The organism is Micromonospora sp. NPDC049240, assembly GCF_040647835.1.
GTDB lineage: Bacteria > Actinomycetota > Actinomycetes > Mycobacteriales > Micromonosporaceae > Micromonospora.
Map to the genome: position 1 here is coordinate 147,112 of NZ_JBEZCX010000003.1, position 25,606 is coordinate 172,717.

The following is a 25,606-nucleotide window of genomic DNA, read 5'->3' on the forward strand; positions in this document are numbered from 1 at the left end:
AAATCCGACGAACGGCGACGGCCTCTCGCTACGGTCTGTGCAGGGGCGGGACGGCCGACGCCGAGCCCGCCACCGCAGGAGCAACTCGTGCCCACCCGGACGCCGGAGCCCGCCGGCCGGCCACCGCCGGTCCGCGATCCCGAGGCGCCCCGCCGGGTGACGCTGCTGGAGCTCTTCTTCGATCTGGTCTACGTGGTGGGGCTCGCGCTGATCTCGCGGTACCTGGTCGGCGGGGTCGGCTGGGAGCGGGCCGCCGAGTCGCTGATCATGTTGATGGCGATCTGGTGGACGTGGGCGATCACCACCCTGGTCACCGACCTCTACGATCCGCAGCGCGCGGAGATCAAGCTGCTGGTGGTGGCCGTGATGTTCGGCGCGCTGCTGATGACCACCGCCATTCCGGAGGCGTTCGGCGCACGGGGGCTGGTCTTCGCCGGCACGTACGTGGCGATCCATCTCGGACGCGGCCTGTTCCTCATGCCGGCGGTCCGCCGGCACCCGCAGACCCGCCGCCGGGCCATCCGGATCTCCGCCTGGTTCGCGGTGTCGGCGGTGCCCTGGCTGATCGGGGCGGTCGCGGCGCACGGCACGGCCCGGACGTGGTTCTGGGCCTCGGCGCTGGCCGTCGACTACCTCGGCTTCCGGCTGGCCTATCCGGTGCCCGGTCTGGGCGCCGTGCCGGACGCCCAACGCAACGTGACCGCCGAGCACCTCTCCGAGCGCTACCAGCAGTTCTTCATCATCGCGCTGGGTGACGCGGTGCTGGTCACCGGCAGTGTGTTCAGCCTGCACCACTCCGAGGTGGAGAACATCGCGGCGTTCACCACCGCGTTCGCCACCACGCTGCTGCTCTGGCGTGTCTACGTGCACAAGTCCGGTGAGTTGCTGCCGGCCGCCATCGCCCGGTCGAGCCAACCGAGCCGGTTCCTGATCACCGCTCCGTACACCCACCTGTTGATGGTGGCCGGGGTGGTGACCTCCGCGACCGGCTTCGACCTGGTGCTCCTGGAGCCGACCGGACACACGCCGCCGGCCTGGTTGGCGGTCATCCTCGGTGGGCCGGCGCTGTTCCTGACCGGTCGGGCCGCCTTCGAGTACGAGGTGTTCAGCCGGGTGTCGCTGTCCCGCCCCGGTGGTGTCCTGGCGCTGCTCTGCATCGCGCCGGCGCTGCTGTTCCTCGCACCGGTGTACGCCTCCGTCGGCGCCATGCTGGTGCTGGCCGGGGTGGCCGCGGCCGACCACCGGCGCAGCCGGGGCCGCCCGCCGGAGGAGCCGGCGCCGCCGTACTGAGTTCCCCGGCCGGTAATCGGAATCGGCCGCACCGGGGCCGACACGCCGTTTGGCGGATCACCCGCGCGGGGTACATGCCCTCCACCTCGAACTCACCACAACCCCGTGGAGGCAACTGATGCGCGGCACCTCGATAGTCGGCGTCCTGGTCGTCATCTGGCTCATCATCGGCGCGATCGCCGCCGGCCAGCGCGGCTACTACGGCAACGACGACACCAACTGCGCGGAGGCAGGCACGATCCTGGTCACCATCGTCGCCGGCCCGCTGAACTACATCGGCGCCAACCCGAAGATCGACTGCAAGCTTCCGGAGCCGTCCAAGTAGGTCCGCCGCCCGCCGTACCCCGCACTGCCCCGGCCCGCGCCCGCCCAGCGAGCGCGGGCCGTTCCGCGTCCCGGGCGATGCTCGTCACTCCCGCTAAGCCATCCTAGGAGGCTGGGCTTTCGGCGCGGGGCGTGAGAGGGGCTCCCCTCTCGACCGGAGGCGTTAACAGGGGGCCCGTCCTTCAACCTCAACCGCCGACGTGGATGCCGGGGCGGCGGGTGGGGTCGGGCTCGGACTTGCGGATGATCTCGCGGACCACCGGCGGCGTGTCGCCGCGCCCCAGGATCAGGTAGCGCAGCAGGTGGGCGATCGGGTTCCCCTCCGACCACTCGAAGTGGCAGTGCGGGCGGACCCCGGTGGCGTCGCGCAGCGCGAGCAGGATCGCCGCGATGGCGTTCGGCGCGGCCGGGCTGCGGGCCCGCAGGATCCGGTACCCGCCGATCTCCACCCCGTGCACCCGCAACACGTGGCTGAACTGCGACGGGTCGCTGACGTCGATCTCCAGGAAGAGCACGTCGGCGGCGCCGGGAACCGGGTTCATCGACCGCTGCGCCCGCTCCTTGACCCGGTACTCCTTCACCGACCCGCTCTGCCGCTTGTTGGCGATGACGTGCAGCCGCCCGTCCCGGGCGACGGACTCGTCGACGAAGCGGCGGGCCGGTTCGTCGAACTCGATGCGCTCGGCGCGCAGCTCGGTGGTCCGGGTGACCCGGGAGATCAACGAGACCGCGATGATGCCGGCGATGAAGAAGCCGGAGATGGTGATGCCGTCCGGCTTCGCCACCACGTTCTCCGCGAGCGCGTACAGCAGCACGGTGGTGAGCAGCGCGAACCCGGCCGCGGCGAGCCGGTGCCGGGCCCGCGCCGCCGAGATGGTCACCGCGATCGCGCCGGAGACCATCATGGCCAGGATGCCGGTGGCGTACGCGCCGGCCTGGGCGTTGACGTCGGCGGAGAAGGCGACCGTGATGGCGATGCTGATCGCGGTGTAGACCAGCACCACCGGGCGGACCGCGCGGCCCCACTCCGGCGCCATCCCGTACGACGGCAGGTAGCGGGGCACGATGTTGATCAGACCGGCCATCGCCGAGGCGCCCGCGAACCAGAGGATGAGCACGCTGCTGATGTCGTAGACGGTGCCGAACGCCTCGCCGAGGCGCTCGTGGGCGAGGAACGCCAGCGCCCGCCCGTTCGCCGCCCCGCCCGGGGCGAACGCCGCCGGCGGGATCAGCACCGTGGTGACGAACGTGGTGGCGACCAGGTAGACCGACATGATCAGCGCGGCGGTGGTGAGCAGCCGACGGGTGCTGCGGATCCGGGCGGCGAGCCGGCGCTCCGGGTCGCCGCCGTCGCCGCGGACCAGCGGCATCATGCTCACCCCGGTCTCGAAGCCGGACAGTCCCAGCACCAGCAGCGGGAACGCGAGCACGCTGGTGGCCAGCACGTCGCCGGCGCCGCCGACCCGGGTCAGCCGGGCGGTCCAGTCGGTGAGCAGCCCGGGGTCCGCGGCCACCTGGGCCAGCCCGGCGACCACCACCACCGCGTTCAACGCCAAGAAGACCGCCACCAGCGGAATGGCGACCTGCACGGCCTCGCTGAACCCGAGCAGGAAGACGCCGCCGAGCACCAGCAGCAGTACCACCGTCACCAGCACGGCGGCGCTGGTGCCGTGCGGGAACGACGCGGGCAGCACCGGGTTCTCCAGCAGGTGCACGCTGGCGTCGGCGGCGGAGAGCGTGATCGTGATGATCCAGGAGGTGGCCACGAAGCCGAGCAGCACCAGCACGAAGAGCTTGCCGCGCCAGAACGGCAGCAGCCGCTCCAGCATGGCCACCGAGCCCTGCCCGTGCGGGCTCTCCCGGGCCACCCGCCGGTACATCGGCAGCATGCCCAGCAGCGTCAGCGCCACGATGAGCAGCGTGGCCAGCGGGCTCAGCGCGCCGGCCGCGACCGCGGCGATGCCGGGCAGGTAGGACAGCGTGGAGAAGTAGTCGACGCCGGTCAGGCACATCACCTGCCACCAGGGGTGGGCCCGTGCCTGGTGCTCCCCGACCTCCGGGCCGACCGGCTCGACCCGGTGCTGGAACAGCCAACGGTGCAGCCGGTCGGCCGGGGCCGCCGGACGGGCCGGCGCGGCCACCCGCTCCGGCAGCGTGCCCGGGGCGCGGGTGGCCCGGTCGCCGGGCTCGGCGTGCCGGCCGGCCCGGGCCGCGGCGGCGGCGTGCGCCTCGCGGCGGCGGTCCCGCGTACGCCGGGGCTGCTCCCCGTCCCGTGCCTGCGCCATCTGCTCCCCTCCGGCCCCCTGATCACGGTAGGCGGTGGCCGGGGCGTGGCCCGGCGGAACCGGTCAAGCACCACCGGAAGAACCGGGCGCCAGCGCGTCGCGCAGTGCCGTCGGGTCGGCGACGGTCACGGTGACCGCCGGGTGTCGGGGCCAAGGGCCGGGCGCCAGCGCCGGCACCGGTTCGTCGAACCGGAGGCAGAGACCGCCGGCGACGCTGCTGCCGAACGTCACGCCGCCGTCGGCCAACGACAGGTGCGGGCCGACCGCCCGCCACCAGCGGTACGGTCCGCTCAGCTCGACGTCGACGACGTTGGCCGGGGTGGTCCGCAGCCGCCACGGGCCGAACCGGACGACCAGCGCGTCCGGGGCGAGTTCCACCGTGGCGGTCTCCGACCGCACCCCGAGCAGGGCCAGCGGCAGCCGGAACGCGGGGTCGAAGCGGAACGGGAAGTGACGGACCGGACCCGGCGGGCCGGTCGGTTCGGGATATGACACGGCCCCGTCGTACCCGGCCGGACCGGCTCGACACCCACCGGACGGCGTCCCCGCGTCCCGCGCCCGGACGGCGGGACGCGGGGACCCCCCGTCCCGGCTACTGCAGGAACGCCCCGAGGGGCGACAGCAGCAGCCGGCCGAGCAGCGCGGCGTTGTCGTCCAGCCGCGTCCGCTCACACTCACGGGCGTCCGGGTCGTGGCGGCAGTGCCAGATCTTCTGCGCGTTGCGCCACGCCACGTTGCGGGTGTACTCCACCAGCTCGCCCTGGTACCAGTCGTCGATGTCGCCGTTCACCATGTCGATCATGAGCTGCCAGTGGTCCAGGTAGCCCCGGCGCAGCTCCGGGATCCGCTCCGCGAAGATCTTGTTGATCTCCAGGTAGTCGCGGTGCTGGTCGCTGCCGTCGACCGGCTCGGACTCCAGGCTCTCCAGCGTCGTCACCAGCGCGAACGGCAGGTCGTAGTTGATGTGCGCGTTGACCCCGGCGGCGGCTGACGGCAGTGGCCGGGCGTCCGGACCACGCATCCGCTTGAACAGGCACGACCAGGCGCGCGGCGTGCTCGGGCTGGAGTCGGTCCAGAACCGCAGCGCCTCGAAGTAGCGGGCGGCGAACTCCACGTCGAGCCGGGCCAGGAACGCCGGATCGACGAACCGGTCCTCGTAGAGACCGTCGAGCACCGTGCTGGTGATGACCAGGTAGAGCCGGTTGAAATCGGCGAGCGGGCAGCTCGCCTCCAGCGGCGGGAGCCGGACCAGCAGGTCCTGCAACTTGGTGAGGTGGTCGACCACCGCCGGCACGTCGGCGGGGTGGTCGGCGAGCAACCCGACGATGTCCTGGTGCACGGGACCCCAGACCGGTTCGGTCATCTCTCCTCCACGATGGTCGGCGCCCCCCACGACGCCATCCGACTCCGCCGGACAGCCTGCCAGCCGCCGGGCGTGGGTCGGATCAGTAGAACGACGTATTCGGCGTACGTCTATTCCGGACGGTTGCGCAGGAAGATGGCGCTGGCCTGCACCCGGGTCCGGACCTGGAGCTTGTCGAAGATGTGCGACACGTGCACGCCGATGGTCCGCTCGCTGATGAACAGCCGCTGGCCGATCTCCTTGTTCGTGAGCCCCTCGGCGACCGCGGCGAGCACCTCCCGCTCGCGCGCGGTCAGCACCGCCAGCTCGTCCACCGCCGGCACGGCGGGTGCCGCGCGTGGCCGGGGCGCCGGCGTCGGCGCGTCGTCCAGGGTCACCCGGGCCCGACCCGCCAGGGTACGGATCTCCGCGCTGAGCGGCACCGCGCCGAGCGCCTGTGCCGTCGCGTGCGCCTGGCGCAGCAGCTTACCGGCGGTCGCCATCCGGCTGCGGCGGGACAGCAGCGCCTCGGCCTGCCGCAGGCGGGAGTACGCCGCGGGATAGGGGTGGTGCCGCCGGTCCCACTCGGTGGCCGAGCGGCCCCACAGCTCGGGGTCGCCCCGACCGTCGTCGAGCCGGCTCAGCTCGGCGTCGCAGAGCGCCAGGAAACCGTCCGCGACGTACCGCACCGGGGCGCCCGCCCGGGCGCTCTTGCGGGTCACCCGGTCGACCACCTCGCGCAGCCGGCGCACCGCGTTCGGGTCCACCTCCACCGTCCGGCTGGCCGCCGCCTCGGCCTCGGCCCGCAGCCCGTGCCAGGCCAGCGTGGCCAGCACGATGACGTCGTCGGAGCGGCTCTCGGTCAGGCCCCGCTGGACGGCCTGCCGGGCCAGGTCGTGCCGGCCCTGCCACATGGCCAGCCCGGCGCGCAGGATGAGCATCGGCAGCACGTGCCGGGCGCCGCCCCCGGCCAGCACCGTGGCGACCGCCTCCAGGTCACGGTCGGAGGCCTCGACGTCGCCGTACCCGACGGAGAGCCGGCACCGGGCCAGCAGCAGCTCTACCGCGTCCGCGCCGGACGGCCGGTGCCGCAGCGCGGCGGCGACGACCTTCTCCGCCTCCGCCCACTGCCCGACCCGGAACAGCCCGTTCGTCGCCACCGCCAGCAGCCGGGTCTCCCAGGTGCGGCCCAGACCCAGCTCGGCGACGCGCTCGGCGCCGCGGCGGGCCACCACGACGCCCTCCTCCAGGATGTTGAGCGGCCCGGTGAGCAGCTCCGCCAGGTGCAGGTACGCGCAGGCCACGTCCTCCGGGCGGCCGGAGGTCTCGGCGGTCTCCAGCGCCCGGCGCATCACCGTCAGCCCGTCCGCCGGGTCGCCCAGGAACGCCTCGCTGAAGCCGAGCGCGGAGCTGGCCAGCACCACCTCGGAGGTGCAGCCGGGCACGCCGGCGGCCAGGTCGAGCGCCTCCCGGGCCTGCTCGCCGGCCTCGGCGTAGCGCCCCAGGTGCAGCAGCAGCTCGGCCCGGCGGGCGGCGGCGGTGCACCGCTCGTGCGGCAAGCAGTCGGCGGCGGAGAGCACCCGCCGGTACTCCTCCTCGGCCGGCGCGGACCGGCCGGCGGCGGCCAGGTAGCGGGCCCGTCGGATGTGCAACGCGCAGGGCGGCGGGCCGGCCGGGTCGGCGGACAGCTCCGCCAGCAGGGTCAGCGCCCGGGCGTGCTCGCCGCTGTGGTGCGCGGCCTCCGCGGCGTGGCTGAGCAGCTCGGCGCGGTCCACCTCGACGGGTGCCGGCCGCCCGCCGTCGGGCGGCACCGCGGCCGGCGTGGCCGCCAGCGTCAACGCGGTCGACCAGTGGCGGTGCGCCTCGGCGTACCCGTGCAGCCGTTCTGCCTCGCGGGCGGCGGCCATCGCCGCCGGCAGCGCCCGGGCCGGCTCGCCGGCCTGCCGCCAGTGGTGGGCCAGCCGGGCCTGGTGCAGCTCGGCCGGGGCGGCGGTGAGCGCCTCGGCGTAGCGGCGGTGCAGCGCGGCCCGCTCGGCGGGCAGCAGCTCGCCGGCCAGGATCTCGGCGACCAGCCGGTGCCGTAGCCGGTAGCCGTCGTCGGCGCCGACCAGCAGGCGGTGCGCCACCGCCTCGCGCACCGCGTCGAGCAGCTCGTCCTCGGGCAACCGCACCACCTGCGCCAGCAGCCAGTGCTCGACCGGCTCGACGCCGGCGGCGACCGCCTGGACCACGGCGTGCGCCGGCTGGGGCAACGCGTCGACCCGGCCCAGGAAGACCTCACGCAGCGTGTCGGAGAGGCCGTCGCGACCGTCCCGCCGGTCGCGGGCCAGCTCCTCCACCACGAACGGGTTGCCGCCGCTGCGCTGCCACAGCTGGTCGGCGGCCTCCGGCGGCAGCGGCGCGCCGACGATCGCGGCGGCCAGCTCGTCCGTGCCGGCCCGGTCCAGCGGGAGCAGGTCGACCACCTGGACGGAACGCAACCGGCGCAGCTCGGCGAGCACCCGGCGCAGCGGGTGCGCGCCCCGCAGCGACTCCGCGCGGATCGCGGCCAGCACGGACAGTTGCAGGTCGCCCAGGCCGGCGAGCAGATAGAGCAGGAGCTGACGGGTGCTCCGGTCGACCCACTGGAGGTCGTCGAGCACGAGCACGAGCGGCCGGCCACCGGCCACCAGGTGCAGCCCTTGGGCGACCCGTTCCAGCAGTGCGCCCGCGCCGTCCGGGCCGGGGGTCTCCTCGTCGAACACCTGCAACAGGCCCCGGACCGCCGAGGTGGTGCGCGCCTCGGCCAGATCGGCGTCGAGCCGCCGCAGCGCCTGGCGCACCGGGTGCAGCGGCGAGGCGTCGCCGATGTCGAGGCAGGTGCCGGTGAGGACCAGCGCGCCGGCCTGCCGCACCTGCTCGCCGACCTCGCTCAGCAGCCGGGTCTTGCCCACCCCGCTCTCGCCGGTGAGGAAGACCGCCGCGGTGTGCCCCGGGGCGACGTCGTCGAGCAGCGCCGAGCGCAGCGTCGCCACGGCCCCGGCGCGGCCGACGAGCGGTGCGGAGTCCACGTCGCTGGCCATGGGAGGCAGCCTAGTCACAGGTCCCCGCACTGTTCTACGGCGTTGCGGGCCCTGTGGTACCTCCCGCGTCGACAACACGACTAACGGTTGCGCGTGGCCGACATACGTCGTCCTACCGATCCCCCGAGGGCCCGGTGGTGAAAGTGTCCGGAGGTCGTCGGGCACCGGACCAGGGAAAGGGTGGGTGCGATGGTGATCACCACGCCCGTGGCGAGTCGGGAAGCCGCCCGCGCGGCGCTCTGGCCGGTCCCGGAGGAACGCCGCACCGTCACGGTGCTCTTCGTCGACATCGTCGGCTCGACCGGCCTGGTGGAACGGCTCGACCCGGAGGACGTGCGGACGCTGCAACGGGTCTACTTCGGCACCGTCTCCGGCGTGCTGCGCCGGTGGCGGGGCGTGGTGGAGAAGTACGTCGGCGACGCCGTGATGGCGCTGTTCGGCGCGCCCGGCTGCGACGGCTTCGACGCGTACCGGGCGGTGCGGGCCGGGCTGGAGATCCAGGCGGCGCTGGACCGGCGGTCGCCGGGCGACGCCCGGCTGCGGGTGCGGGTCGGCGTGGCGACGGGCGAGGTGCTGGTGGACCTGACCGGCGCCCGCGACGGCGGCCACGGCGCGGCCAGCGGCGCGGTGATCACCACCGCCGCCCGGCTCCAGGAGTACGCGCCGCCGGGCGGCGTGGTCGTCTGCCCGGTCACCCGAAGGGCGGTCGCCGGCCTCGTGGAGCAGCGTCCACTCGCGACCGCGACGATGGCCGGCAAGACGCTGCCGCTGGACGTCTGGCGGGTGACCGGGGTGTCCCCGTACCGGCCGGCCCGACACCGTGGCCCGCTGGTGGGCCGCCGGAGTGAACTGGCCGGCGCGGCCGACGCGGTGACCCGGGCGCTGCGCGAACGCCGGCCACGGTGGATCTCCGTGACCGGGCCGCCCGGCAGTGGCCGCAGCCGACTGCTGCACGAGCTGACCCGCGCCGTGACGCGCGTGGACGGCACAGCGGTGCGCTGGTGCGTGGCGCACTGCCCGCCGTACCCGGAGGGGGACCTGGCACCGCTGGCCGACCTGGTCCGCGCGCTGGTCACCCCGGATGCGACCGACCGACCGGCCACCGTACGCCCGCTGCCCGGCTCGGCCCCGGGCGCGGCCGGATGGGCCGCGACCAGCCCGGCGCTGGCCGCGTTCCTCGCCGCGCCGCGCGACGCCGCAGCGGCGGCCCGGGCCGCGGTGGCCGCCCGCGAGCTGCTGCTCGACCGGGCCGCCGGAAGCCCGGTGGTGGTGGCGGTGGACGACCTGGACCGGGCCGCGCCGGCACTGCACCGTTTCCTGGGCCAGCTGTACGCCGCGGCCGGCGACCGCGGGCTGGCGCTCGCGGTGGTCGCCACCCACGGCGCCGGCCACGCCGACCCGCGGCCGGCGCCGGTCGCCCGGCGGCTGCGGATCTGGCTGCCGCCGCTGGGCGCGCGGGACACCGGCCGCCTGCTGCGACACCTGCTGGACCGGACCGGCCGGCCCGCCGCGCTGGCCGCCGCGCTGCTGCCGCTGGTCGGCGGCAACCCGGCCGTCGCGAACGCGTACGCGGCGGCCGACGCGGCGAAGGATGAGCCGGCCGGGGTACCCGCACCGGTCCGCCGGCTGGTGGACGCCCGGCTGGACCGGCTGGACGGCGCGCAGCGCGCGGCGCTGATGGCGGGCGCGGTGGTCGGCGGCCCGGTCACCACGGCGACCGTCGAGCGGATGCTCGCCTGGCCGGCCGGCCAGGCCGGGCCGGTGCTGCGCGCCCTGGCCGCGGCCGGCCTGCTCCGCCGTACCGGCGCCGGCGCCGTACCGGGAGGCGACGGAAACGCGGGCGCGGACGGGACCGTGCCGGGCGGTGCGCGCGAGTGGGCTGGTTCGGACACCGGAGCGGGCGTGGGCGTCCGGCGCACCGGTATCGGCTCGGGCAGCGCCGCCGCATCGGGTGGCTCGCGCATCTCGGGCGGCTCGGGCGGCTCGGGCGGCTCGGGCGGCTGGACGATCGTCGAGCCGGTGGTGGCCCGGGTGGCCGCGCACCGGTTGCCGCGTGCGGTGCGGGCGGACTTCGTCCGCCGGCTGACCAGCGGTGGGCCGGTGCCGGCGATCCGCGCCGACCGCATCGGCGTACCCGTCGCCGTCCGGTCCGGGGCCACCCCTGGGCCGGCGACCGTCGCGCGCTCCGGCGCGGTCGTCGAAGCGCGCGTCGACGCCGGGTTCGGCATCGGGGCGGGAACCGATGTCGGGTGGGGAGCCTGGACCCGGACGGGAACCGGCCTCGGGCGGGGGGCTCGCACGGGGGCCGGCGTCGGCACGGGGGCCGGCGTCGCTGACAGAGGGATCAGCGGCCGTCCGGGTATCGGCACGGGGGCCGGCGTCGCTGACCGGGGGATCAGCGGCCGTCCGGGTGTCGGCGTGGTGCGCCAGGTGGCCGATCGGCCGGGCAAGGCTCCCGCCGCACGCCTGCCGGCGCCGGTGGAGGCCGGCGTCCCCGGGTGGGACGCCGAGGAGCGGGTGACCTGCCCGCTCGGGGTGGGGCGGGCGCGCCGGTCGGGTGGAGGGGCCCGACCGGCACCCGTCCCGCCGTCCGGACCGGACGGGGCCGGCAAACTCCGGTCGGCGACGGAGCGATCGGGGTACGCCGACGCGGCCGGCACCCGGGCCGACCCGTCACGGGGGGAGATCGGGCAGCGCAACCCGCCGGCCGCCCTCGGGCAGCAGGACACTCCGACCGGCGCCGGGCGACGGAACGGCGCCGTCAGCATCGGGCGACCGGACGCTCCGGTCAGCGGCGACAGGCGGACCGGAACGGGTTCCCCGGCCCCGTACAGGCCGGGCGGTGCGGCGCAGGTCGCAGCGGTCGGTCCGGCACGGGTCGCACCTGACGGCCCGGCGCGGGTCATACCGGGCGGCCCGGCACGGGTCGGCTGGGTGACCGGCCCGCCCGAACGAGCGGACCGGGGCCGGCGAACACCGACGCCGCCCGACGCCGCGCTCGGGCTGGCCGCCTGACGGTCGCGTCCGGGTCGGAGCGGGCACGGGGCCACTCCGGCCCGGGCAGCGGCCGAAGCAGTCGCGCCCGGCAAGCGTCCGGTGGCGCCACGCGCGCCGTTCCATCGATCTTGGAGTAGTGGCACTTCCGATACCAGGAGTGAACCGACATACCTTGGCGCCACTAGTCCAAGATCGGCGAAGTGGCCGGGGCGGGGGCGGGGGCGGGGTTCAGTCGCGGGCGATGACCCGGCTGCGTCCCCGGAACTCGGCCACCACTTCGTCGCCGCGTCGCACGGTGACGTCGTAGATGCCGCTGCGGCCGTGCCGGACCCGCTCGGTGGCGTACGCGTCCAGCACGTCGCCCGCGCGCACCGGGCGCAGGAAGGTGATCTCGCCCCCGGCGGCCACGGTGGCCGGGCCGTGGCTGTTGCAGGCCAGCGCGAACGCGGTGTCGGCGAGCAGGAACACGAAACCGCCGTGGCCGATCGCATGCCCGTTGAGCATCGCCGGGGTGACCCGCATCCGGGCCACTGCCGCGCCGTCGCCGGCCGAGACGAGCTCGATGCCGAGCCCGGTCGAGGCGACATCGGCGTCGAACATGTCGTGGGCCGCGGTACGCCCGCCGTCATCAGTCATCTCAGCGCTCCCGCCGCTGGTCGACGATGCGGCGCATCTTGCCCATCGAGCGCTCCACCCCGTCCGGCTCGATCACCCGGACCGCCACGGAGACGCCGATGGTGTTCTTGACCTGCTCGACCAGGGCCGCCCCGGCCCGCTCCGCGTCGGCCACCGCGGCGCCGGCACGGCGCTCGACGTGGACGGTGAGGGTGTCCAGCCGTCCCTGCCGGTCGAGTACGCACTGGAAGTGCGGCGACAGCGCGGGCGCCCGCAGGATCAGCTCCTCGATCTGGGTCGGGAAGACGTTCACCCCCCGGACGATCATCATGTCGTCGGTGCGTCCGGCGATCTTCTCGATCCGCCGCATGGGGCGGGCCGTGCCGGGCAGCAGCCGGGTGAGGTCACGGGTGCGGTAGCGGACCACCGGCATCGCCTCCTTGGTCAGCGACGTCAGCACCAGCTCGCCGCGTTCGCCGTCGGGCAGCACCGCGCCGGTGACCGGGTCGATGATCTCGGGGTAGAAGTGGTCCTCCCACAGGTGCAGGCCGTCCTTGGTCTCCACGCACTCGACCGCCACGCCGGGGCCCATCACCTCGGACAGGCCGTAGATGTCCAGCGCGTGCAGGTCCAGCCGCTGCTCCAACTCCCGGCGCATGTCCTCGGTCCACGGCTCGGCCCCGAAGACGCCCACCCGCAGCGAGGTGGCGCGCGGGTCGACGCCCTGGCGTTCCATCTCGTCCACGATGGCCAGCATGTAGCTGGGGGTCACCATGATGACCTCCGGTTCGAGGTCACGGATCAGCATGACCTGCCGCTCGGTCATGCCGCCGGAGACCGGGATGACCGTGCAACCCAACTCCTCGGCGCCGTAGTGCGCGCCCAGGCCGCCGGTGAACAGGCCGTACCCGTACGCGACGTGCACCCGGTCGCCGCGCCGGCCGCCGGCGGCCCGGATCGAGCGCGCCATCAGGGTGGCCCACGTGTCCAGGTCGGCGCGGGTGTAGCCGACCACGGTGGGGCGTCCGGTGGTGCCGGAGGAGGCGTGCAGCCGGGCGATCCGCTCCCGGGGCACGGCGAACATGCCGAACGGGTAGTTCTCCCGCAGCTCGGCCTTGGCGGTGAACGGGAAGCGGGCCAGGTCGGCCAGGTCGCGGACGTCGTCGGGGTGGGCGCCGGCGGCGTCGAACGCGCGCCGGTAGTGCGGCACGTGCGCGTACGCGTGCCGCAGCGAGTGGCGCAACCGGTCCAGTTGGAGCGCCCGCAGCTCGTCGACGCCGATCCGCTCGGCGGGATCCAGCTCGTCCGGACGAGGGGTGCGGTCCTGCACGGTTGCCTCCTGCGCGACGGGCCCGACGCCGCCGCGCCGGGCGGGAACCCGCTCACCGTACGCCCGTACGGCCCACCCTGCCAGGTCAACGCCACCTCCTCGCCGATCTTGCGGTTACCGCCCTTCGCGCGGGCGGTTCGCGCCCTTTGCCGGGGCCGGTACCGCAAGATCGACGAGGAGGCGCGGGGTCGGGGTGGGGCGGGGCAGGGCGGGTTATGCTCGGGGAGTCGGCGGTGGGGCCCGCCGTCCCGGGAGGCGCCGGGAGAACCGCGACCACGCCAACGGTCCCTGCCAGTGATGCCCGTCCTGGTGGGAGGCACCGTGAGACGACCGCCCGAGTCCCGCGTCGATCCGGACGTCGATCTCTGCGTACCCGCCGACCGGACGGAGCTGACCGCGCACCCGGCGGCGGTGCTCGGCGTGATCGCCGCCGGCGGCGTGCTCGGCGCACTGGCCCGCGCCGGCGCGCAGGCCGCCGCGCCGCACCCGCCCACCGGTCTCCCCTGGGCCACGTTCGGCGTCAACGTCACCGGTTGCCTGCTGATCGGCGTGCTGATGGCGGTCCTCACCGCCCGGCCGGCCGGGCCGCTGGTCCGGCCGTTCCTCGGCGTCGGCGTGCTCGGCGGGTTCACCACGTTCTCCGCGTACGCGGTCGACGCGCAACGTCTGGTGACCGCCGGCGCGCCGGGCACGGCGCTGGTCTACCTGGCCATGACCGTGCTCGCCGCGCTGCTGGCGGTCGCCGCCGGGGACGTGGTGGCCGGCCGGCTGCTGGCCAACCGGCACGGGGAGGCCCGGTGACCGTCCTCTGGATCGCGCTCGGCGCGGCGCTCGGCGCTCCGCTGCGCTACCTCACCGACCGGGCGGTGCAGGCCCGGCACGACTCCGCGTTCCCGTGGGGCACGCTGACCGTCAACGTGGCCGGCTCGCTGCTGCTCGGCGCGGTGCTGGCGGTGCCGGCCGATCCCGCGGTGACCGCGTTGGTCGGCACCGGCTTCTGCGGCGCGCTGACCACCTGGTCCACGCTCAGCTACGAGACGCTGCGGCTGGCCCGCACCGGCGCGCGTCTCCACGCGTACGCGAATGTGCTGGTCAGTGTGGTCGCCGGGCTCGGCGCGGCCTTCGTCGGGTACGCGTTGACGGCCGCGTTCACCGGCTGACGGGGCAGCCGGTGGGGGCGGGCGGCGATAGCATCCCGCCATGGAGCTGCGCCACCTGGCCGACCGGGTCTGGCTGTTCCCCGGCGACCCCGACCCGGGCGCGGTGCGGCCCACCGTGGCGGTGGTCGCCGACGATCGCGGCAGCGTGCTCGTCGACGCCGGCCACAGTCCCGCGCACGCCCGGGAGATCCGTGCCGGGATCGCCGCCGCCCGGCTGCCGGAGCCACGCTGGCTGGTCTACACCCATCACCACTGGGACCACGTCTGGGGCGCCTGCGCCTGGCCGGGCGTGGAGATCGTCGGGCACGAGGCAGGGGTCGCGCCGTTGCGCGCCGAGGCGGCCCGCCCGTGGAGCCACCGTCACCTGCGGGAGCGGGTCCGCGCCGAGCCGCGGCTCGGGCCCAGCTACCGGGCGCGGGCGCTCGCCGTGGACGACTGGGACGGTTTCGCGGTGCTGCCGCCGACCCGCACGTTCACCGACGAGCTGATGCTGCCCACCGGCGTGGTGCTGCGGCACGTCGGTGGCCGGCACGCCCCCGACTCGACGGTGGTGCTGGTGCCGGACTCCCGGGTGCTGCTGCTCGGCGACTGCTGGTACCCGCCGCCGCTGCACGAGCGCGGCCCGACCGACGGGCCGGATCTGGCGCTGGCCCGGAGCCTGCTCTCCGAGCACGTCGAGTGGTACGTCTCCGCGCACGACGAGCCGCTGGGCCGGGACCAGGCCCGCGCCGCGCTCGGCGAGTGAGGGGCCGCCGGCACACCCCGCGACCGCGATGACCCGGCGACCGCAATGACCCGGCGGGGACCGGCCCGGAGCGCACCGCCCCTGGCCTGGACCCGTCCGGCGCGGACCGGCCCGGAGCGCACCGCCCCTGGCGCGGACCCCTCCCGCCTGGGCCGGGCCGGCCCGCAGGTCAGCGTGCGTGGCGTTCCGGGTGCGCCCGGTTCCAGGCCCGCATCCGCTCCGGGTAGCCGGTGCGGGCCGCCTCGTAGAGCGGCACCGCGTGCCGTTGAGCGATCTTGCCGGCGACCCGGGGCGAGCCGGTGCGGCGGCGGATCCACTCCCCGTCGTGGGCGATGGCGACCACCGTGGTGTCGGTGGCGGTGGTCTCCGGTTCCAGATAGAACTCGACCCCGCGCCGGCTGGCCACGAACGCCTCCAGCTGCGCCAGATCCTCCCGGTTCGCCTCGCGGTCGAGCTTCGTCGGCGTTGTCGGCTCGGCGGCCCGTCGGCTGAACCAGCCCATGCCCGCCTCCTCTCCTCGGCGTCGGAGTCCAGTGCAGCACGCGCGACTGGCAGGGGCCTGGGAGCGCAGTGGGAGTCGGCTGAGCCGCTCAGCGGGCCGGCCGGTCCGCTCCGGCCGGCGCACGCAGCACCGGCACCAGCGCCAGCGTGGGCAGCAGGAGCAGCGGCACCAGGCCGAGCGCGTTCAGCACGCCGAGGTGGTCGCCGAGGAAGCCGAGCAGCGGCGGCCCGGCGAGGAACGCGGTGTAGCCGATCACCGCGACCACGCTGACCCGGGCCGGGGCCTTCTCCTCGTCGTCGGCGGCGGCGCTCATCCCGACCGGGAAGCCGAGCGACGCGCCGATCCCCCACAACGCCACGCCGACCACGGCCAGCGGACCGGAGCCGGCCAGCACGGCCAGGGCGGCGCCGACGGCGGCGAGCCCGATGGTGCCGAACAGCACCGGCACCCGTCCCCAACGGTCGATGGCGATCGTGCCGAGGGTCCGGCCCAGCGTCATACCGACCACGAACACGCCGAACACCGCGGCGCCGACCGCCTCGTCGACGCCGTACCCGTCGACGAACGCGACCGCCAGCCAGTCGTTGGCGCTGCCCTCGGTGAACGCCATGACCAGCACCAGCAGGCCGACCAGCAGGGTGCGCGGCTCCCGCCAGGCGGTCAGCAGCGCCCGCCGCCGGGCCGCCGGCTCACCCGCGCCCGTCGACTCGGCCGGCGCGGACAGGAACGCCCGCGCCCCGAGCAGCGTGCCGGTCAGGATCAGCACCGCCAGGACCGGCAAATGCACCTCGATCGGCACGCCGAGCCGGGCCGCCCCCGCGCCGAGCCCGGCCCCGGCCACCGAGCCGAGACTCCAGGCGGCGTGGAAGCGGGGCATGATCGTCCGGCCGATCCGCCTCTCCACGACCGCGCCCTCGACGTTCATCGCCACGTCGCACAGACCGGAGCCGAAGCCGAACGCGGCGATCCCGAGCCCGACGCCGACCGCCCAGCCGGCCAGGCCGGTGGCGAGACCGGCCACCGTCATGCCGAGCGCGACCAGCACGGTCGCCACGACCACCGTGCGGGCCGGGCCGATCCGCTGGGTGACCAGACCGGCGGCGGGCATGGCCAGCAGCGCGCCGACCGACATGCAGAGCAGCAGCAGGCCGAGCCGGCTCGGGCTGAGGCCGAGCGCCTCCCGGACCGCCGGCACCCGGGAGAACCAGCTGGCCATCGCGAGCCCGTTGAGGGCGAAGACGACGGCGACGCCGTTGCGGGCGGCCAGCACCGGCCGGAAGGCCGGTGGCCGTGACGCGGCCGGCGCGTCGAGGGCGTTGCTCACGGTGCGGTAGTCCCTTCCCCGAATGGTTCCCGACGACCATCGCACACCTGAGAGCGCTACCACCACAAGCGCTCCCACCCCTTACCATGCCCGGTCCGGACCGGGCATGATGCGCACATGGGTACGCCGACCGCACGACCCGCCACGCTCGACGACGTGGCCCGGGCCGCCGGGGTGTCCCGGGCCACCGCCTCGCGGGTGCTCGGTGGCTACGGGTTCGCCTCGGCGCAGGCCCGGGCCCGGGTGGGCGCCGCCGCCGACCAGCTCGGCTACGTGCCGGACGTCACCGCCCGGGCGCTGGTGCGCGGCGCCGGCGTCCGGCTGGTGGTGGCCGTGGTGGGCCGGACCGACGCGGTCTTCGACGACCCGTACGTGCACCGGGTGGTGAGCGCCGCGTCGCGGGTGTGCGCGCCGCACGGGATCGGGGTGGCGCTGGAGTGGCTGCCGCTCGACGACCCGTCCGGCCTGGGCCGGCTCGGCGCGGACCGGGGCGTCTGCGGGGTGATCCTGGTCAACACCACGCGGGCGGCGCTGGACGCGGTGCCGGCCCGGCTGCGCGGCCGGGTCGTCTCGATCGGCCAGGGCTCGGCGACCGTGCCGTCGTTCGACGTGGACAACGCGGCCGGCGCCGGCGCGGTGCTGGGCCACCTGTACGCCACCGGCCGCCGCCGCATCGCCATGGTGACCGGCCCGCGCTGGTTGACCTGCGCGGAGCGGTCGGTGACCGCGTACCGGGAGCTGATGCGGGAGGCGGGGTCGCCGGAGCGGCTGGTGACCGGTGACTTCACCGCGGCGCGGGGCGGCGCGGCGGCGCTGGCGGCGCTACGCCGGTGGCCGGACCTGGACGCGGTCTTCGCGGCCAGCGACGCCACCGCGTTCGGGGTGATCGCCGCGTTGCGTGGGCACGGGTTGGGGGTGCCGCACGACGTGGCGGTCGGCGGTTTCGACGACCTGCCGTACGCGGCGATGAGCAGTCCGGCGCTGACCACCGCGACCCACCCGGTCGACCGGATCGCCACCGCCGCGGCCACCGCCGTGCTGACCCGGGCGCCGGTCGCGCCGAGCACCGCTTTCGCGTCCACGCTGGTGACCCGGGAGAGCGCCTGAGCGGCGACGGTCAGCGGCCGGTCCCGCCGTTCCGGGCCACCCGCCGCCGGCGGCACCCTCAGCGCTCCGGCCCGGTGACCGCCGCGTCGACCCGGCTGAGCACCGTCGCGTCGTCGTCCACGCCCACGCCGCGCAGCAGGTCGATGGCGGTGGCCCGGACCGGCCCGATGACCAGCGCGAGCGGCAGCGTCGGGCCGGCGGCGAAGAGCCGGCCGACCGACCGTACCGCCGCCAGCGCCGCCGCGTCCGCCCGGGCGGCGTGCCCGTCGGCGGTCTCCTCCGCACCGTTGAGGTCGGCGGCGAGCGCGTCGCCGGCCGCGCGGACGGCGGCGGCCAGCGTGCGTACGGCGGCGCCCAGGTCGGTCGGGACGGGCGCGTCGCCGCGGGTGACCGTGACCGCGGCCCGGGCCAGCACGCGCACGTTGCGCACCGCGTAGTCGATCTGCCGGATCGAACCGGTCACGGAGCGCAGCCGGCCGAGGTGCCGGCGACGCCGGACGTTGAGCCGGAGCGCCTCGCCGGCGGCCTGGACCGCGTCCCGCAGTCGTTCCACCCCGGCGTCGGCGTGCCGGGCCCGGTCCAGCGCGGCCAGGGCGGCCTCGTCGTCGGCGTGGTCGAGCGCGTCGGCGATCTCGTCGAGCACGCCGGCCAGCTCCGTGAACGTGTGCCGGAACTCGGCCACCAGCGGGGCGAGCGGCCGGCGGGCGTCGACGAGCTGACTGGCGACCACCGCCACCGCGCCGCCGATCAGCGCGTCGACGAACCGGAACGGGATCAGCGACTCGGTCGGGGGCGAGACCACCACCAGGTAGAGCGCGGAGACCGCGGCCTGCACCACGGTGACCGAGCTGGCGCCGACCGCCACCGCCAGCGCGACGGTGAGCAGGATGACGGTGAACACGGTCCAGGTGGTGCGCGGACCCAGCGCCTGGACCACCAGGTCGGCCACGAGCACGCCGGCGGCCACGCCGAGCACCACCTCCACCGCCCGGCGGATCCGCTGGCCCCGCGCCTGACCGAGCACGATCAGCGCGGCGGCGGGCGCGAAGAACGGCTGTGGGTGCCCGACCAGCCGGGTGGCGAGCATCCAGGCGACGGTGGCGGCGAGCGTCGCCTCGACCACCGGCAGCCAGCCCCGCCGCAGCCGCCCGGCCGCCGTCCGTACCGCCGGGCCGACCCGCCGCCGGCCCTCGCGTACCCCGCTCATCCCCGCCTCCCGTTCCACCCGGCCCTATCCTGCGGGACCGGCCCGCACCCCGCGCGCGATCTTGCGGTTCCGGCCCGCGCTTCGGGTGGTTCAGCCGCTTTGTCGGGGCAGGAACCGCAAGATCGGCGCGTCGGGTGCCGATCGACCCTGGTCGTCGCCGTCCGCGCCGGTCCGGAATGGAGATGGACGGAGAGGAAGGGGACAGCTCATGCGTACGGGACTGTGGCGACGGCACGTGCGGTGGATGTACCGGGGCGGCCGGGTGTGGAACAGGCTCGCCGCCCGGCAGCACGCCGCCGGGCTCGGCCCCCCGGACCTGGGTGACGCTGGAGGTGGCCGCCGGCATTCCGGTCTTCCGGATCACGTCGGCGGAGCCGGCGCCGGGAAAGGCGGAGTGACAACCTTTCAGGATATCGATCGCGCACGTTCCCGGGGTCGTCCGAATGGGAGAGGTGGCCGGTAAGATCGGCGACAAAGCGGCGGCTGATCGCTGACTGCCGGCCACGGCGCGACCGCGCACACTGGGACCATGAATACGAGACTCCGCCGCAGCCGGGCATTCCGCCTCGCGGTGTGTCTCGCCCTTGTGGCGACGCTGAGCGGCTGCATGCAGCTCAACCTCGGGCTGACCGTGAACCCCGACGACACGGTCTCCGGCCAGCTCCTGCTGACCGCCCAGAAGTCCGTGCTCAAGCAGCGCAACCCGGACGTCGCGGCGGCCTTCGCCGAACTCCGGCAGAACATTCCCACACTCCCCGTCGGCACCGAGAGCCGGTACGAGGACGCCACCTCCTACGGCATTCAGATCGCCTACCGAAAAACACCGCTGTCACAATTCACCAGCGAGAGTGTGAATCTTGTCCGGGATGGCGATCTCTATCGCTTCTCCCTTCCGCTGGACCCGAAGAAATACGGCGGAAAGGTGGCCGAACAAGATCCCCGGAATCAGCAGGCGTTCATGACCCTGATGGCGTTCGAGATCTCCGTGACGTTCCCCGGCCGGGTGCTGGACAGCAACGGGACGGTCAACGGGCGCTCGGTGAGCTGGCAGGTCGTCGCCAACCAGCCCAAGCCGGCCGAGTTGCGGGCCGTCGCCGAGGCCCCACCGACGCCATCCGCCAGCGCGGTCGCCGCCGTGACCGGGGGTGGCTCCTTCCCCTGGCTGCCGGTCGTCGGCGGAGCGGTCGGGCTGCTGGTGGTCGCCGCGGTGGTGGTGGTCGTCCTGCTGCGGCGCCGCTCCCGGGGCGGCCCGGCCGGGGCGCCGCCCGCGTCCTCGACGACCCCCGCGCCCACCGCGACCCCCGCGCCGACGCCCCCGGCCGACCGGCCGACCTGAGTGCCACCGACCGCACCGGCCATCGACCTTCCGACCCCAGGCCACCGGCCACCGACGCCCCGCTTCGACCCCGGCCACCCGGCCTCTGCCCCGACCTGGGTCACCGACGCCCCGGCCCCGGCCCCGGCCCCGGCTTTCCCGCCGCACCGGCGGCGACCCGCCGGTCCCCCACCGCGCACCGGGCGCAACCCGTGGACGCCATCCCCGGGCCGCCGCACCACCGAACCCCGACCGCACCACCGCACCGTCGAAAAGGGGGATCGCCGTGAACGATCTCTTCACCTGGGCCGCCCTGGGCAGCCTGACCGGCGCCAGCGCCGCCACCCTGCTCGCCACCAACGTCATCGGCGGCCTGATCGGGCCGAGCGGCGACAAGGCGCGCAAGTGGATCGCGCTGGGCGTCGCGCTCCTGCTGTCGTACCTGACCGCCGCGTTCGCCGACGACGCCGGTCCGGAGAAGTGGATCATCGCGTTCTTCAACGGCCTGGTCATCTTCTCCGCCGCGCTCGGCATCAACCAGTTGCCCCCGGGCAACCGGCAGGCGACGCAGGCGTCGCCGACCCAGCTCGCCCAGGGGCACGAGCCCCGCTTCGTCCGCTCCTGGGTCTGAGGGAGGTGTCCGCCATGGTCTTCGGCATTCTCAGCGCCGCCGCGCAGATCGTCTTCGGCGCGGTGCTCGGGCAGGCCGCCGCCGGCACCGTCGGCCTGCTGGTCGGCGCCGTCGTCGGGCTGCTCGTCGGCGCGCCCTTCGGCTGGGCGACCGCCTCGGCCGGCACCTACGGCGCCGACGCGAAGGGCATCCTCCGCTTCGTGGTCGACCACACGTGGAGCCTGCTCAACACGTTCGCCGGCGCGCTCTACCTGGCCCTGCACCTGGTCGTCGGCCACCAGCTCGACCGGGTCGTCTCGGCCGGCAGCGGCCGGGTCAACGTGGTCGAGGGCGTCTCACCCCGGTACGCCACCACCATCGGCACGGTCTGCGCCGGGTCCAGCCCCGGCATCCAACGGCACGAGGACGTGCACGTGTTCCAGGCCCGGCTGCTCGGCCCGTTCTACCTGCCGCTGGTCGCGCTCAACTACGTGCTGTTCACCGTCGCCCCGGTGTGGCTGCTCTGGCACGACCACACCAACGCGCCGATCAACAGGTTCACCCGCTACTTCGAGATCGGCGTCTACCCGCACGTCTGGAACGAGGCCATCGCGTACCGGATCCAGGGGACGCCGCCGCGATGACCGGCGCCATCGAGGCGGCCGTCGCGGACGTCGCGGCCTGGCTGACCGGGACGGCGGGTGAGCCCGTCCCGGTCGGCCCGCCCCGCGACGACCCGACCGGCGGGCTCACGGTCTGGCCGCTGGAGCTGCGGCCGGCCCGGCAGACCGCGGCCGGTGGCGCGGCGCGTGAGCCGTACCGCTTCGTGGTCCGGCTGCTGGTCAGCGGCGGCGGGCCGGCGGCGGTGCCGGCGCTGGACCGGGTGCTCGCCGCCGCCACGAGCGGGGGCGGCCGGGCGGAGCTGGTGCTGGCCGCCGGCGACCCGGCGCTGTGGCGGGCGTTCGGCGTGCCGCCCCGGCCGGCGCTGCTGCTCGACGTGCCGGCCCGGATCGACCGGCCGGCGCCGACCGCGCCGCCGGTGCGCCAGCCGCTGCGGCTACGGCAGCTCGGCATGCGCACGCTCGACGGCCGGGTGGTCGGGCCGCAGGACCAGCCGCTCGCCGCGATGCGGGTGGAGCTGGTCGGCACCGCGCAGGCCACCGAGACCGACGCCACCGGCCGGTTCCGGCTGGTCGGCGTGCCGCACGACCCCGACGCCCCGGACCGTCCGGTACGGATCCGGCTGGTCGGTCGGGGGCGCGTGCACACCGCCGAGCTCGACCCGGCCGCCGACGACCTGATCGTCGTGCCCGCCCCCGACTGACTTCCCGAGGAGGACCGATGCCCACCTACTTCTCCCCCGGCATCTACGTCGAGGAGGTGCCCTCCGGGGCCCGCCCCATCGGCCCGGTCGGCACCAGCACGGCCGCCTTCGTCGGGGTCGCGCCGGACCGCACCGCCCACGTCGACCGGCCGATGGCGGTCAACAGCTGGACCGAGTTCCTGCGTCTCTACGCCGACGGCGAGCACCTGGAGAGCACCCCGCTGGCCCGGGCCGTCTTCGGCTTCCTCGACAACGGCGGCACCCGGTGCTGGGTGGTCAACGTCGGCGAGGGCGGCCAACTCACCGGCACCGGTGGGCGGCGCGGGGGCCTGCAACTGCTGGAGGCGATCGACGAGATCGCCATCCTGGCCGCGCCCGGCTACCACGACCCGGTGTCGCACGAGGCGCTGATCAGCACCGCCGAGCGGCTGCGCACCATGGTGGCGATCTGCGACCCGCCGCCCGAGGTCACCGACGTCTCCCGGCTCACCCGGGTCGCCACACCCGGCAAGCCCACCACCGGCAAACCCGCCGAGGGTACGCCGAAGGACAGCGACGACGACGCGCCCGGCACCGGCGGCGACCGGCCCCGGCAGTCCGACTTCGCCACCTTCTACTTCCCCTGGATCCGGGTCCGCGACCCGCTCGGCGGCGACCTGGTGCTCACCCCGCCGAGCGGGCACGTGGCCGGCATCTGGGCCCGCACCGACGCGCTGCGAGGCGTGCACAAGGCGCCGGCCAACGAGCCGGTACGCGGCGCGGTCGACCTGGCGTACCGGGTCACCCGGCCGGAGCACGACGTGCTCAATCCCAAGGGCGTCAACGTGATCCGGTTCTTCGCCGGCGAGGGCATCCGGCTCTGGGGCGCCCGGACGCTCGCCGCCGAGGCCAGCGAGTGGCGCTACCTCAACGTACGGCGCCTCGCCATCTCCATCGAGCAGGCCATCGCCAACGGCACCCGGTGGATGGTGTTCGAGCCGAACGACTTCACGCTGTGGCGCTCGATCCGGCGCGACATCGGCGCGTTCCTGACCCGGGTGTGGCGTGACGGCGCGCTGCTCGGCCGTACGCCCGAGGAGGCGTTCTTCGTCAAGTGCGACGAGGAGACCAACCCGGCCGACGTGCGCGACGCCGGGATGGTGGTGGCGCACATCGGCATCGCGGTGGTCAAGCCCGCGGAGTTCGTGGTGTTCAAGCTGAGCCAGTGGGCCGGCGGCACCGAGACCGAGACGATCGGAGGCTGACATGCCGACCACGGCCACCCCGCAGCCGGGCGCGCCCGTCGACCCGTACCGGGCGTACCACTTCAAGCTGCTCATCAACGGCATCACCAACGGGCACTTCACCGAGGTCAGCGGCTTCGAGGTGGCGATACCGTCGCTGGCGTACCGGGAGGCCGGCAACGAGCGCATCCGTGCCGTGCCCGGGCAGGTCGAGTACGCGCCGGTGACGCTCCACTTCGGCCTGACCAACGCCCGGGAGCTGTGGGACTGGGTGAACGCGGCGGCGAAGGGCACGGTCAACCGGCGCAACGTCTCGGTGGTGCTGCTCGACCCGGCCGGCACCGCCGAGGTGCTGCGCTGGAACATGATCAACGCCTGGCCGACCCGGTGGCGGGGCGCCCACCTGAACACCCTCTCCCAGGAGATCGCCATCGAGGCGCTGACCCTGGCGTACGAGGGGCTGGAGCTGGAGTCCGGCAGTGCGACCGCCCCGGCGACCGCGTGACCGGCTGGCCCGCGCGTTGCGGGCCACCGCCGACCGTCTGACGGGCCCGTCACCCGACGCCCACCGGCCTCCCGGCGTGCCGTCGGCGGCCCTGCCGCCGCGTCGCCCCGGCGAACCTCCCGAACACTGGCTCCGCCTGGTGGCCGCCCACGCCCCCGGCCTCCTCCGGGACCTCCCCCACCCCGCGCCCGTCGGCGATGACCAAGGAGTGGGCGTCGGCTCTGACCCCGTCGCCGACACGAACTCCTTGATCACCGGGCGTTCCGCGCGGGCCGGGGCGGGACGGGGCCGGGTGGGACGGCTGTGGCGTGGGTGGAGAGCGCACCCGACCGATGGCGTCGGCGTGGCCCGGCGGCTCGGCTCGCCGAGATCTTGGTACGAAAGGGCCCCCCAAGGGGCCGCTTCCTACCAAGATCTTCACCAGCGCCCGAGCGTTGGGACGAGTGTCCCGTCCAGTGGTAGCGAGGAGGGCGGTGGAGGGGGGCGGCCCGGCGGGCCGGATGCGGCGGCGGTGACCGGCTCCGACCTGGACGGCGGGGCGGCGTGGATCGACTCGGAGTGGCGCCCGGGTCCGAGGGAGGCGGGTGCCGGACCGACCCGGGTGCCGACAGGATGGGATCCGGGCGGCACGGCACCGGTAGGCCGGGGCATGCCGCCGGCCTGGGCCGACCCGACGGGGGCAGCATCCGGGGCGATGTCCCCCGGCCCTCGGACCAATGCCGGCTCCCGCTCTACCGGATCACCGACCGCCGGATCACCGACCGCCGGATCACCGGCTGCCGGATCACCGGCGCCTGACGCAGCGGCTTCCGGAGTCTCCGCGGCATCCGCTGGCGGCGCCACGAGGCACCACGGCACACCGAGGCGGAACGATCCCGCGGAACCGGCCGACACGGGGTGGCCGGCCGACACCGGACGGCCAGGCGACACCCGATCGCCGAGCGACACCCGACGGCCCGACCAGGGCGCGGACCGGGTGGACGTACCCGGTGGAGCCGGACCGGACCGGGCGGGGACGCCGGGCCGACACGCGGCGGCCGACTCCCGTCGTGGCGGCCGGGACGGGCGCCGGGCCGACGCCACCGCCGGGCCGACGCGCGCCGGGGCGGACGGGTGGTCGGTCCGGGAGTCCGTGCTTCCGCTCTCGTTCGGACCCGCGCCACGGGGATCGGTCGACGGGCCTGACCGGGCCGGGCCCGAACGGGCCGGACACGACGGACCCGACCGGGTGCAAAGCGGCGGGTTTGCGGTGCCGCCGTCGTGGCGGCGACCACTCCCGTCGGCGTCGACGGAGCACGACGGAGGCCGGCATCGTCCGGTCGAACCGTGGCCGGCCCTG

22 protein-coding genes are annotated in these 25,606 nt (G+C 75.3%); 13 read left to right on the plus strand and 9 right to left on the minus strand.

All coding sequences use genetic code 11. The features are described 5' to 3' along the window. Window positions 1–87: 87 nt before the first annotated feature. A complete protein-coding gene (locus AB0B02_RS05965; RefSeq protein WP_357297198.1) occupies window positions 88–1,290 on the plus strand; it encodes a low temperature requirement protein A in 1,203 nt (400 codons plus the stop codon). A 118-nt stretch (window positions 1,291–1,408) separates the two neighbouring features. Further along, window positions 1,409–1,615, plus strand: a complete 207-nt coding sequence (locus tag AB0B02_RS05970; RefSeq protein WP_091574126.1) for a hypothetical protein — start codon at window positions 1,409–1,411, stop codon at window positions 1,613–1,615. Window positions 1,616–1,802: 187 nt separating this feature from the next. Here AB0B02_RS05970 and AB0B02_RS05975 read toward each other — a convergent pair whose 3' ends face one another. The 4 genes from AB0B02_RS05975 to AB0B02_RS05990 form a co-directional block, all read right to left on the minus strand. After that, window positions 1,803–3,899 carry an amino acid transporter gene (locus tag AB0B02_RS05975; protein WP_357297201.1) on the minus strand — a complete coding sequence of 699 codons (2,097 nt, stop codon included), beginning with the start codon at window positions 3,897–3,899 and terminating at the stop codon, window positions 1,803–1,805. Window positions 3,900–3,962: 63 nt separating this feature from the next. Beyond that, window positions 3,963–4,394, minus strand: a complete 432-nt coding sequence (locus AB0B02_RS05980; protein WP_281941770.1) for a hypothetical protein — start codon at window positions 4,392–4,394, stop codon at window positions 3,963–3,965. A gap of 97 nt (window positions 4,395–4,491) precedes the next feature. After that, complete coding sequence (locus AB0B02_RS05985; protein ID WP_107160365.1) at window positions 4,492–5,262, minus strand: DUF5995 family protein; 771 nt, start codon at window positions 5,260–5,262, stop codon at window positions 4,492–4,494. Between the two features lie 110 nt (window positions 5,263–5,372). Beyond that, complete coding sequence (locus AB0B02_RS05990) at window positions 5,373–8,303, minus strand: AAA family ATPase (protein WP_357297203.1); 2,931 nt, start codon at window positions 8,301–8,303, stop codon at window positions 5,373–5,375. A 189-nt stretch (window positions 8,304–8,492) separates the two neighbouring features. Here AB0B02_RS05990 and AB0B02_RS05995 point away from each other — a divergent pair, with 189 nt between their 5' ends. After that, window positions 8,493–11,318, plus strand: a complete 2,826-nt coding sequence (locus AB0B02_RS05995; RefSeq protein ID WP_357297205.1) for an adenylate/guanylate cyclase domain-containing protein — start codon at window positions 8,493–8,495, stop codon at window positions 11,316–11,318. 210 nt (window positions 11,319–11,528) lie between these two features. Here the strand turns inward: AB0B02_RS05995 and paaI are convergent, their stop codons facing one another. Next, window positions 11,529–11,936 carry a hydroxyphenylacetyl-CoA thioesterase PaaI gene (gene paaI / locus AB0B02_RS06000; RefSeq protein WP_281941773.1) on the minus strand — a complete coding sequence of 136 codons (408 nt, stop codon included), beginning with the start codon at window positions 11,934–11,936 and terminating at the stop codon, window positions 11,529–11,531. 1 nt (window position 11,937) lies between these two features. Then, window positions 11,938–13,245, minus strand: a complete 1,308-nt coding sequence (paaK, locus tag AB0B02_RS06005) for a phenylacetate--CoA ligase PaaK (RefSeq protein WP_281941774.1) — start codon at window positions 13,243–13,245, stop codon at window positions 11,938–11,940. A gap of 297 nt (window positions 13,246–13,542) precedes the next feature. On the opposite strand from paaK, the gene AB0B02_RS06010 reads away from it, so the two are divergent. Genes AB0B02_RS06010 through AB0B02_RS06020 form a run of 3 tightly spaced genes read left to right on the plus strand, consistent with a single transcriptional unit; the run spans window position 13,543 to window position 15,150 of the window. Further along, window positions 13,543–14,046 (plus strand): CrcB family protein, encoded by a 504-nt coding sequence (locus AB0B02_RS06010; RefSeq protein WP_281941775.1) that lies wholly within the window; start codon window positions 13,543–13,545, stop codon window positions 14,044–14,046. Next, complete coding sequence (gene crcB / locus AB0B02_RS06015; protein ID WP_281941776.1) at window positions 14,043–14,405, plus strand: fluoride efflux transporter CrcB; 363 nt, start codon at window positions 14,043–14,045, stop codon at window positions 14,403–14,405. The genes AB0B02_RS06010 and crcB overlap by 4 nt, the downstream gene beginning before the upstream one ends. A 40-nt stretch (window positions 14,406–14,445) precedes the next feature. Next, window positions 14,446–15,150: an MBL fold metallo-hydrolase gene (locus AB0B02_RS06020; RefSeq protein WP_281941777.1), complete on the plus strand. Its 705-nt coding sequence runs from the start codon at window positions 14,446–14,448 to the stop codon at window positions 15,148–15,150. 169 nt (window positions 15,151–15,319) lie between these two features. On the opposite strand, the gene AB0B02_RS06025 is transcribed toward AB0B02_RS06020, so the two are convergent. Beyond that, window positions 15,320–15,652: a hypothetical protein gene (locus AB0B02_RS06025; protein WP_281941778.1), complete on the minus strand. Its 333-nt coding sequence runs from the start codon at window positions 15,650–15,652 to the stop codon at window positions 15,320–15,322. Between the two features lie 88 nt (window positions 15,653–15,740). After that, a complete protein-coding gene (locus AB0B02_RS06030) occupies window positions 15,741–16,976 on the minus strand; it encodes an MFS transporter (RefSeq protein WP_281941779.1) in 1,236 nt (411 codons plus the stop codon). A gap of 117 nt (window positions 16,977–17,093) precedes the next feature. Here AB0B02_RS06030 and AB0B02_RS06035 point away from each other — a divergent pair, with 117 nt between their 5' ends. Then, window positions 17,094–18,083 (plus strand): LacI family DNA-binding transcriptional regulator, encoded by a 990-nt coding sequence (locus AB0B02_RS06035; protein ID WP_357297211.1) that lies wholly within the window; start codon window positions 17,094–17,096, stop codon window positions 18,081–18,083. Between the two features lie 58 nt (window positions 18,084–18,141). On the opposite strand, the gene AB0B02_RS06040 is transcribed toward AB0B02_RS06035, so the two are convergent. Continuing rightward, complete coding sequence (locus tag AB0B02_RS06040; RefSeq protein WP_281941783.1) at window positions 18,142–19,290, minus strand: FUSC family protein; 1,149 nt, start codon at window positions 19,288–19,290, stop codon at window positions 18,142–18,144. Window positions 19,291–19,819: 529 nt separating this feature from the next. Between AB0B02_RS06040 and AB0B02_RS06045 the strand changes: the two genes are divergently transcribed. The 6 genes from AB0B02_RS06045 to AB0B02_RS06070 all read left to right on the plus strand — a co-directional run bounded on the left by AB0B02_RS06045 (window position 19,820) and on the right by AB0B02_RS06070 (window position 24,267). Next, window positions 19,820–20,626: a DUF3153 domain-containing protein gene (locus AB0B02_RS06045; RefSeq protein WP_281941785.1), complete on the plus strand. Its 807-nt coding sequence runs from the start codon at window positions 19,820–19,822 to the stop codon at window positions 20,624–20,626. A 265-nt stretch (window positions 20,627–20,891) separates the two neighbouring features. Next, window positions 20,892–21,236 (plus strand): hypothetical protein, encoded by a 345-nt coding sequence (locus AB0B02_RS06050; RefSeq protein ID WP_107159812.1) that lies wholly within the window; start codon window positions 20,892–20,894, stop codon window positions 21,234–21,236. Window positions 21,237–21,250: 14 nt separating this feature from the next. After that, window positions 21,251–21,859, plus strand: coding sequence for a glycine zipper family protein (locus AB0B02_RS06055; RefSeq protein ID WP_357297214.1), 609 nt, complete (start codon window positions 21,251–21,253; stop codon window positions 21,857–21,859). Beyond that, window positions 21,856–22,539 (plus strand): carboxypeptidase-like regulatory domain-containing protein, encoded by a 684-nt coding sequence (locus AB0B02_RS06060; protein ID WP_281941790.1) that lies wholly within the window; start codon window positions 21,856–21,858, stop codon window positions 22,537–22,539. The genes AB0B02_RS06055 and AB0B02_RS06060 overlap by 4 nt, the downstream gene beginning before the upstream one ends. A gap of 17 nt (window positions 22,540–22,556) precedes the next feature. Then, window positions 22,557–23,783, plus strand: coding sequence for a phage tail sheath subtilisin-like domain-containing protein (locus AB0B02_RS06065; protein WP_107159804.1), 1,227 nt, complete (start codon window positions 22,557–22,559; stop codon window positions 23,781–23,783). A gap of 1 nt (window position 23,784) precedes the next feature. Next, complete coding sequence (locus tag AB0B02_RS06070; RefSeq protein WP_281941795.1) at window positions 23,785–24,267, plus strand: phage tail protein; 483 nt, start codon at window positions 23,785–23,787, stop codon at window positions 24,265–24,267. The last annotated feature ends 1,339 nt before the right edge of the window (window positions 24,268–25,606 follow it).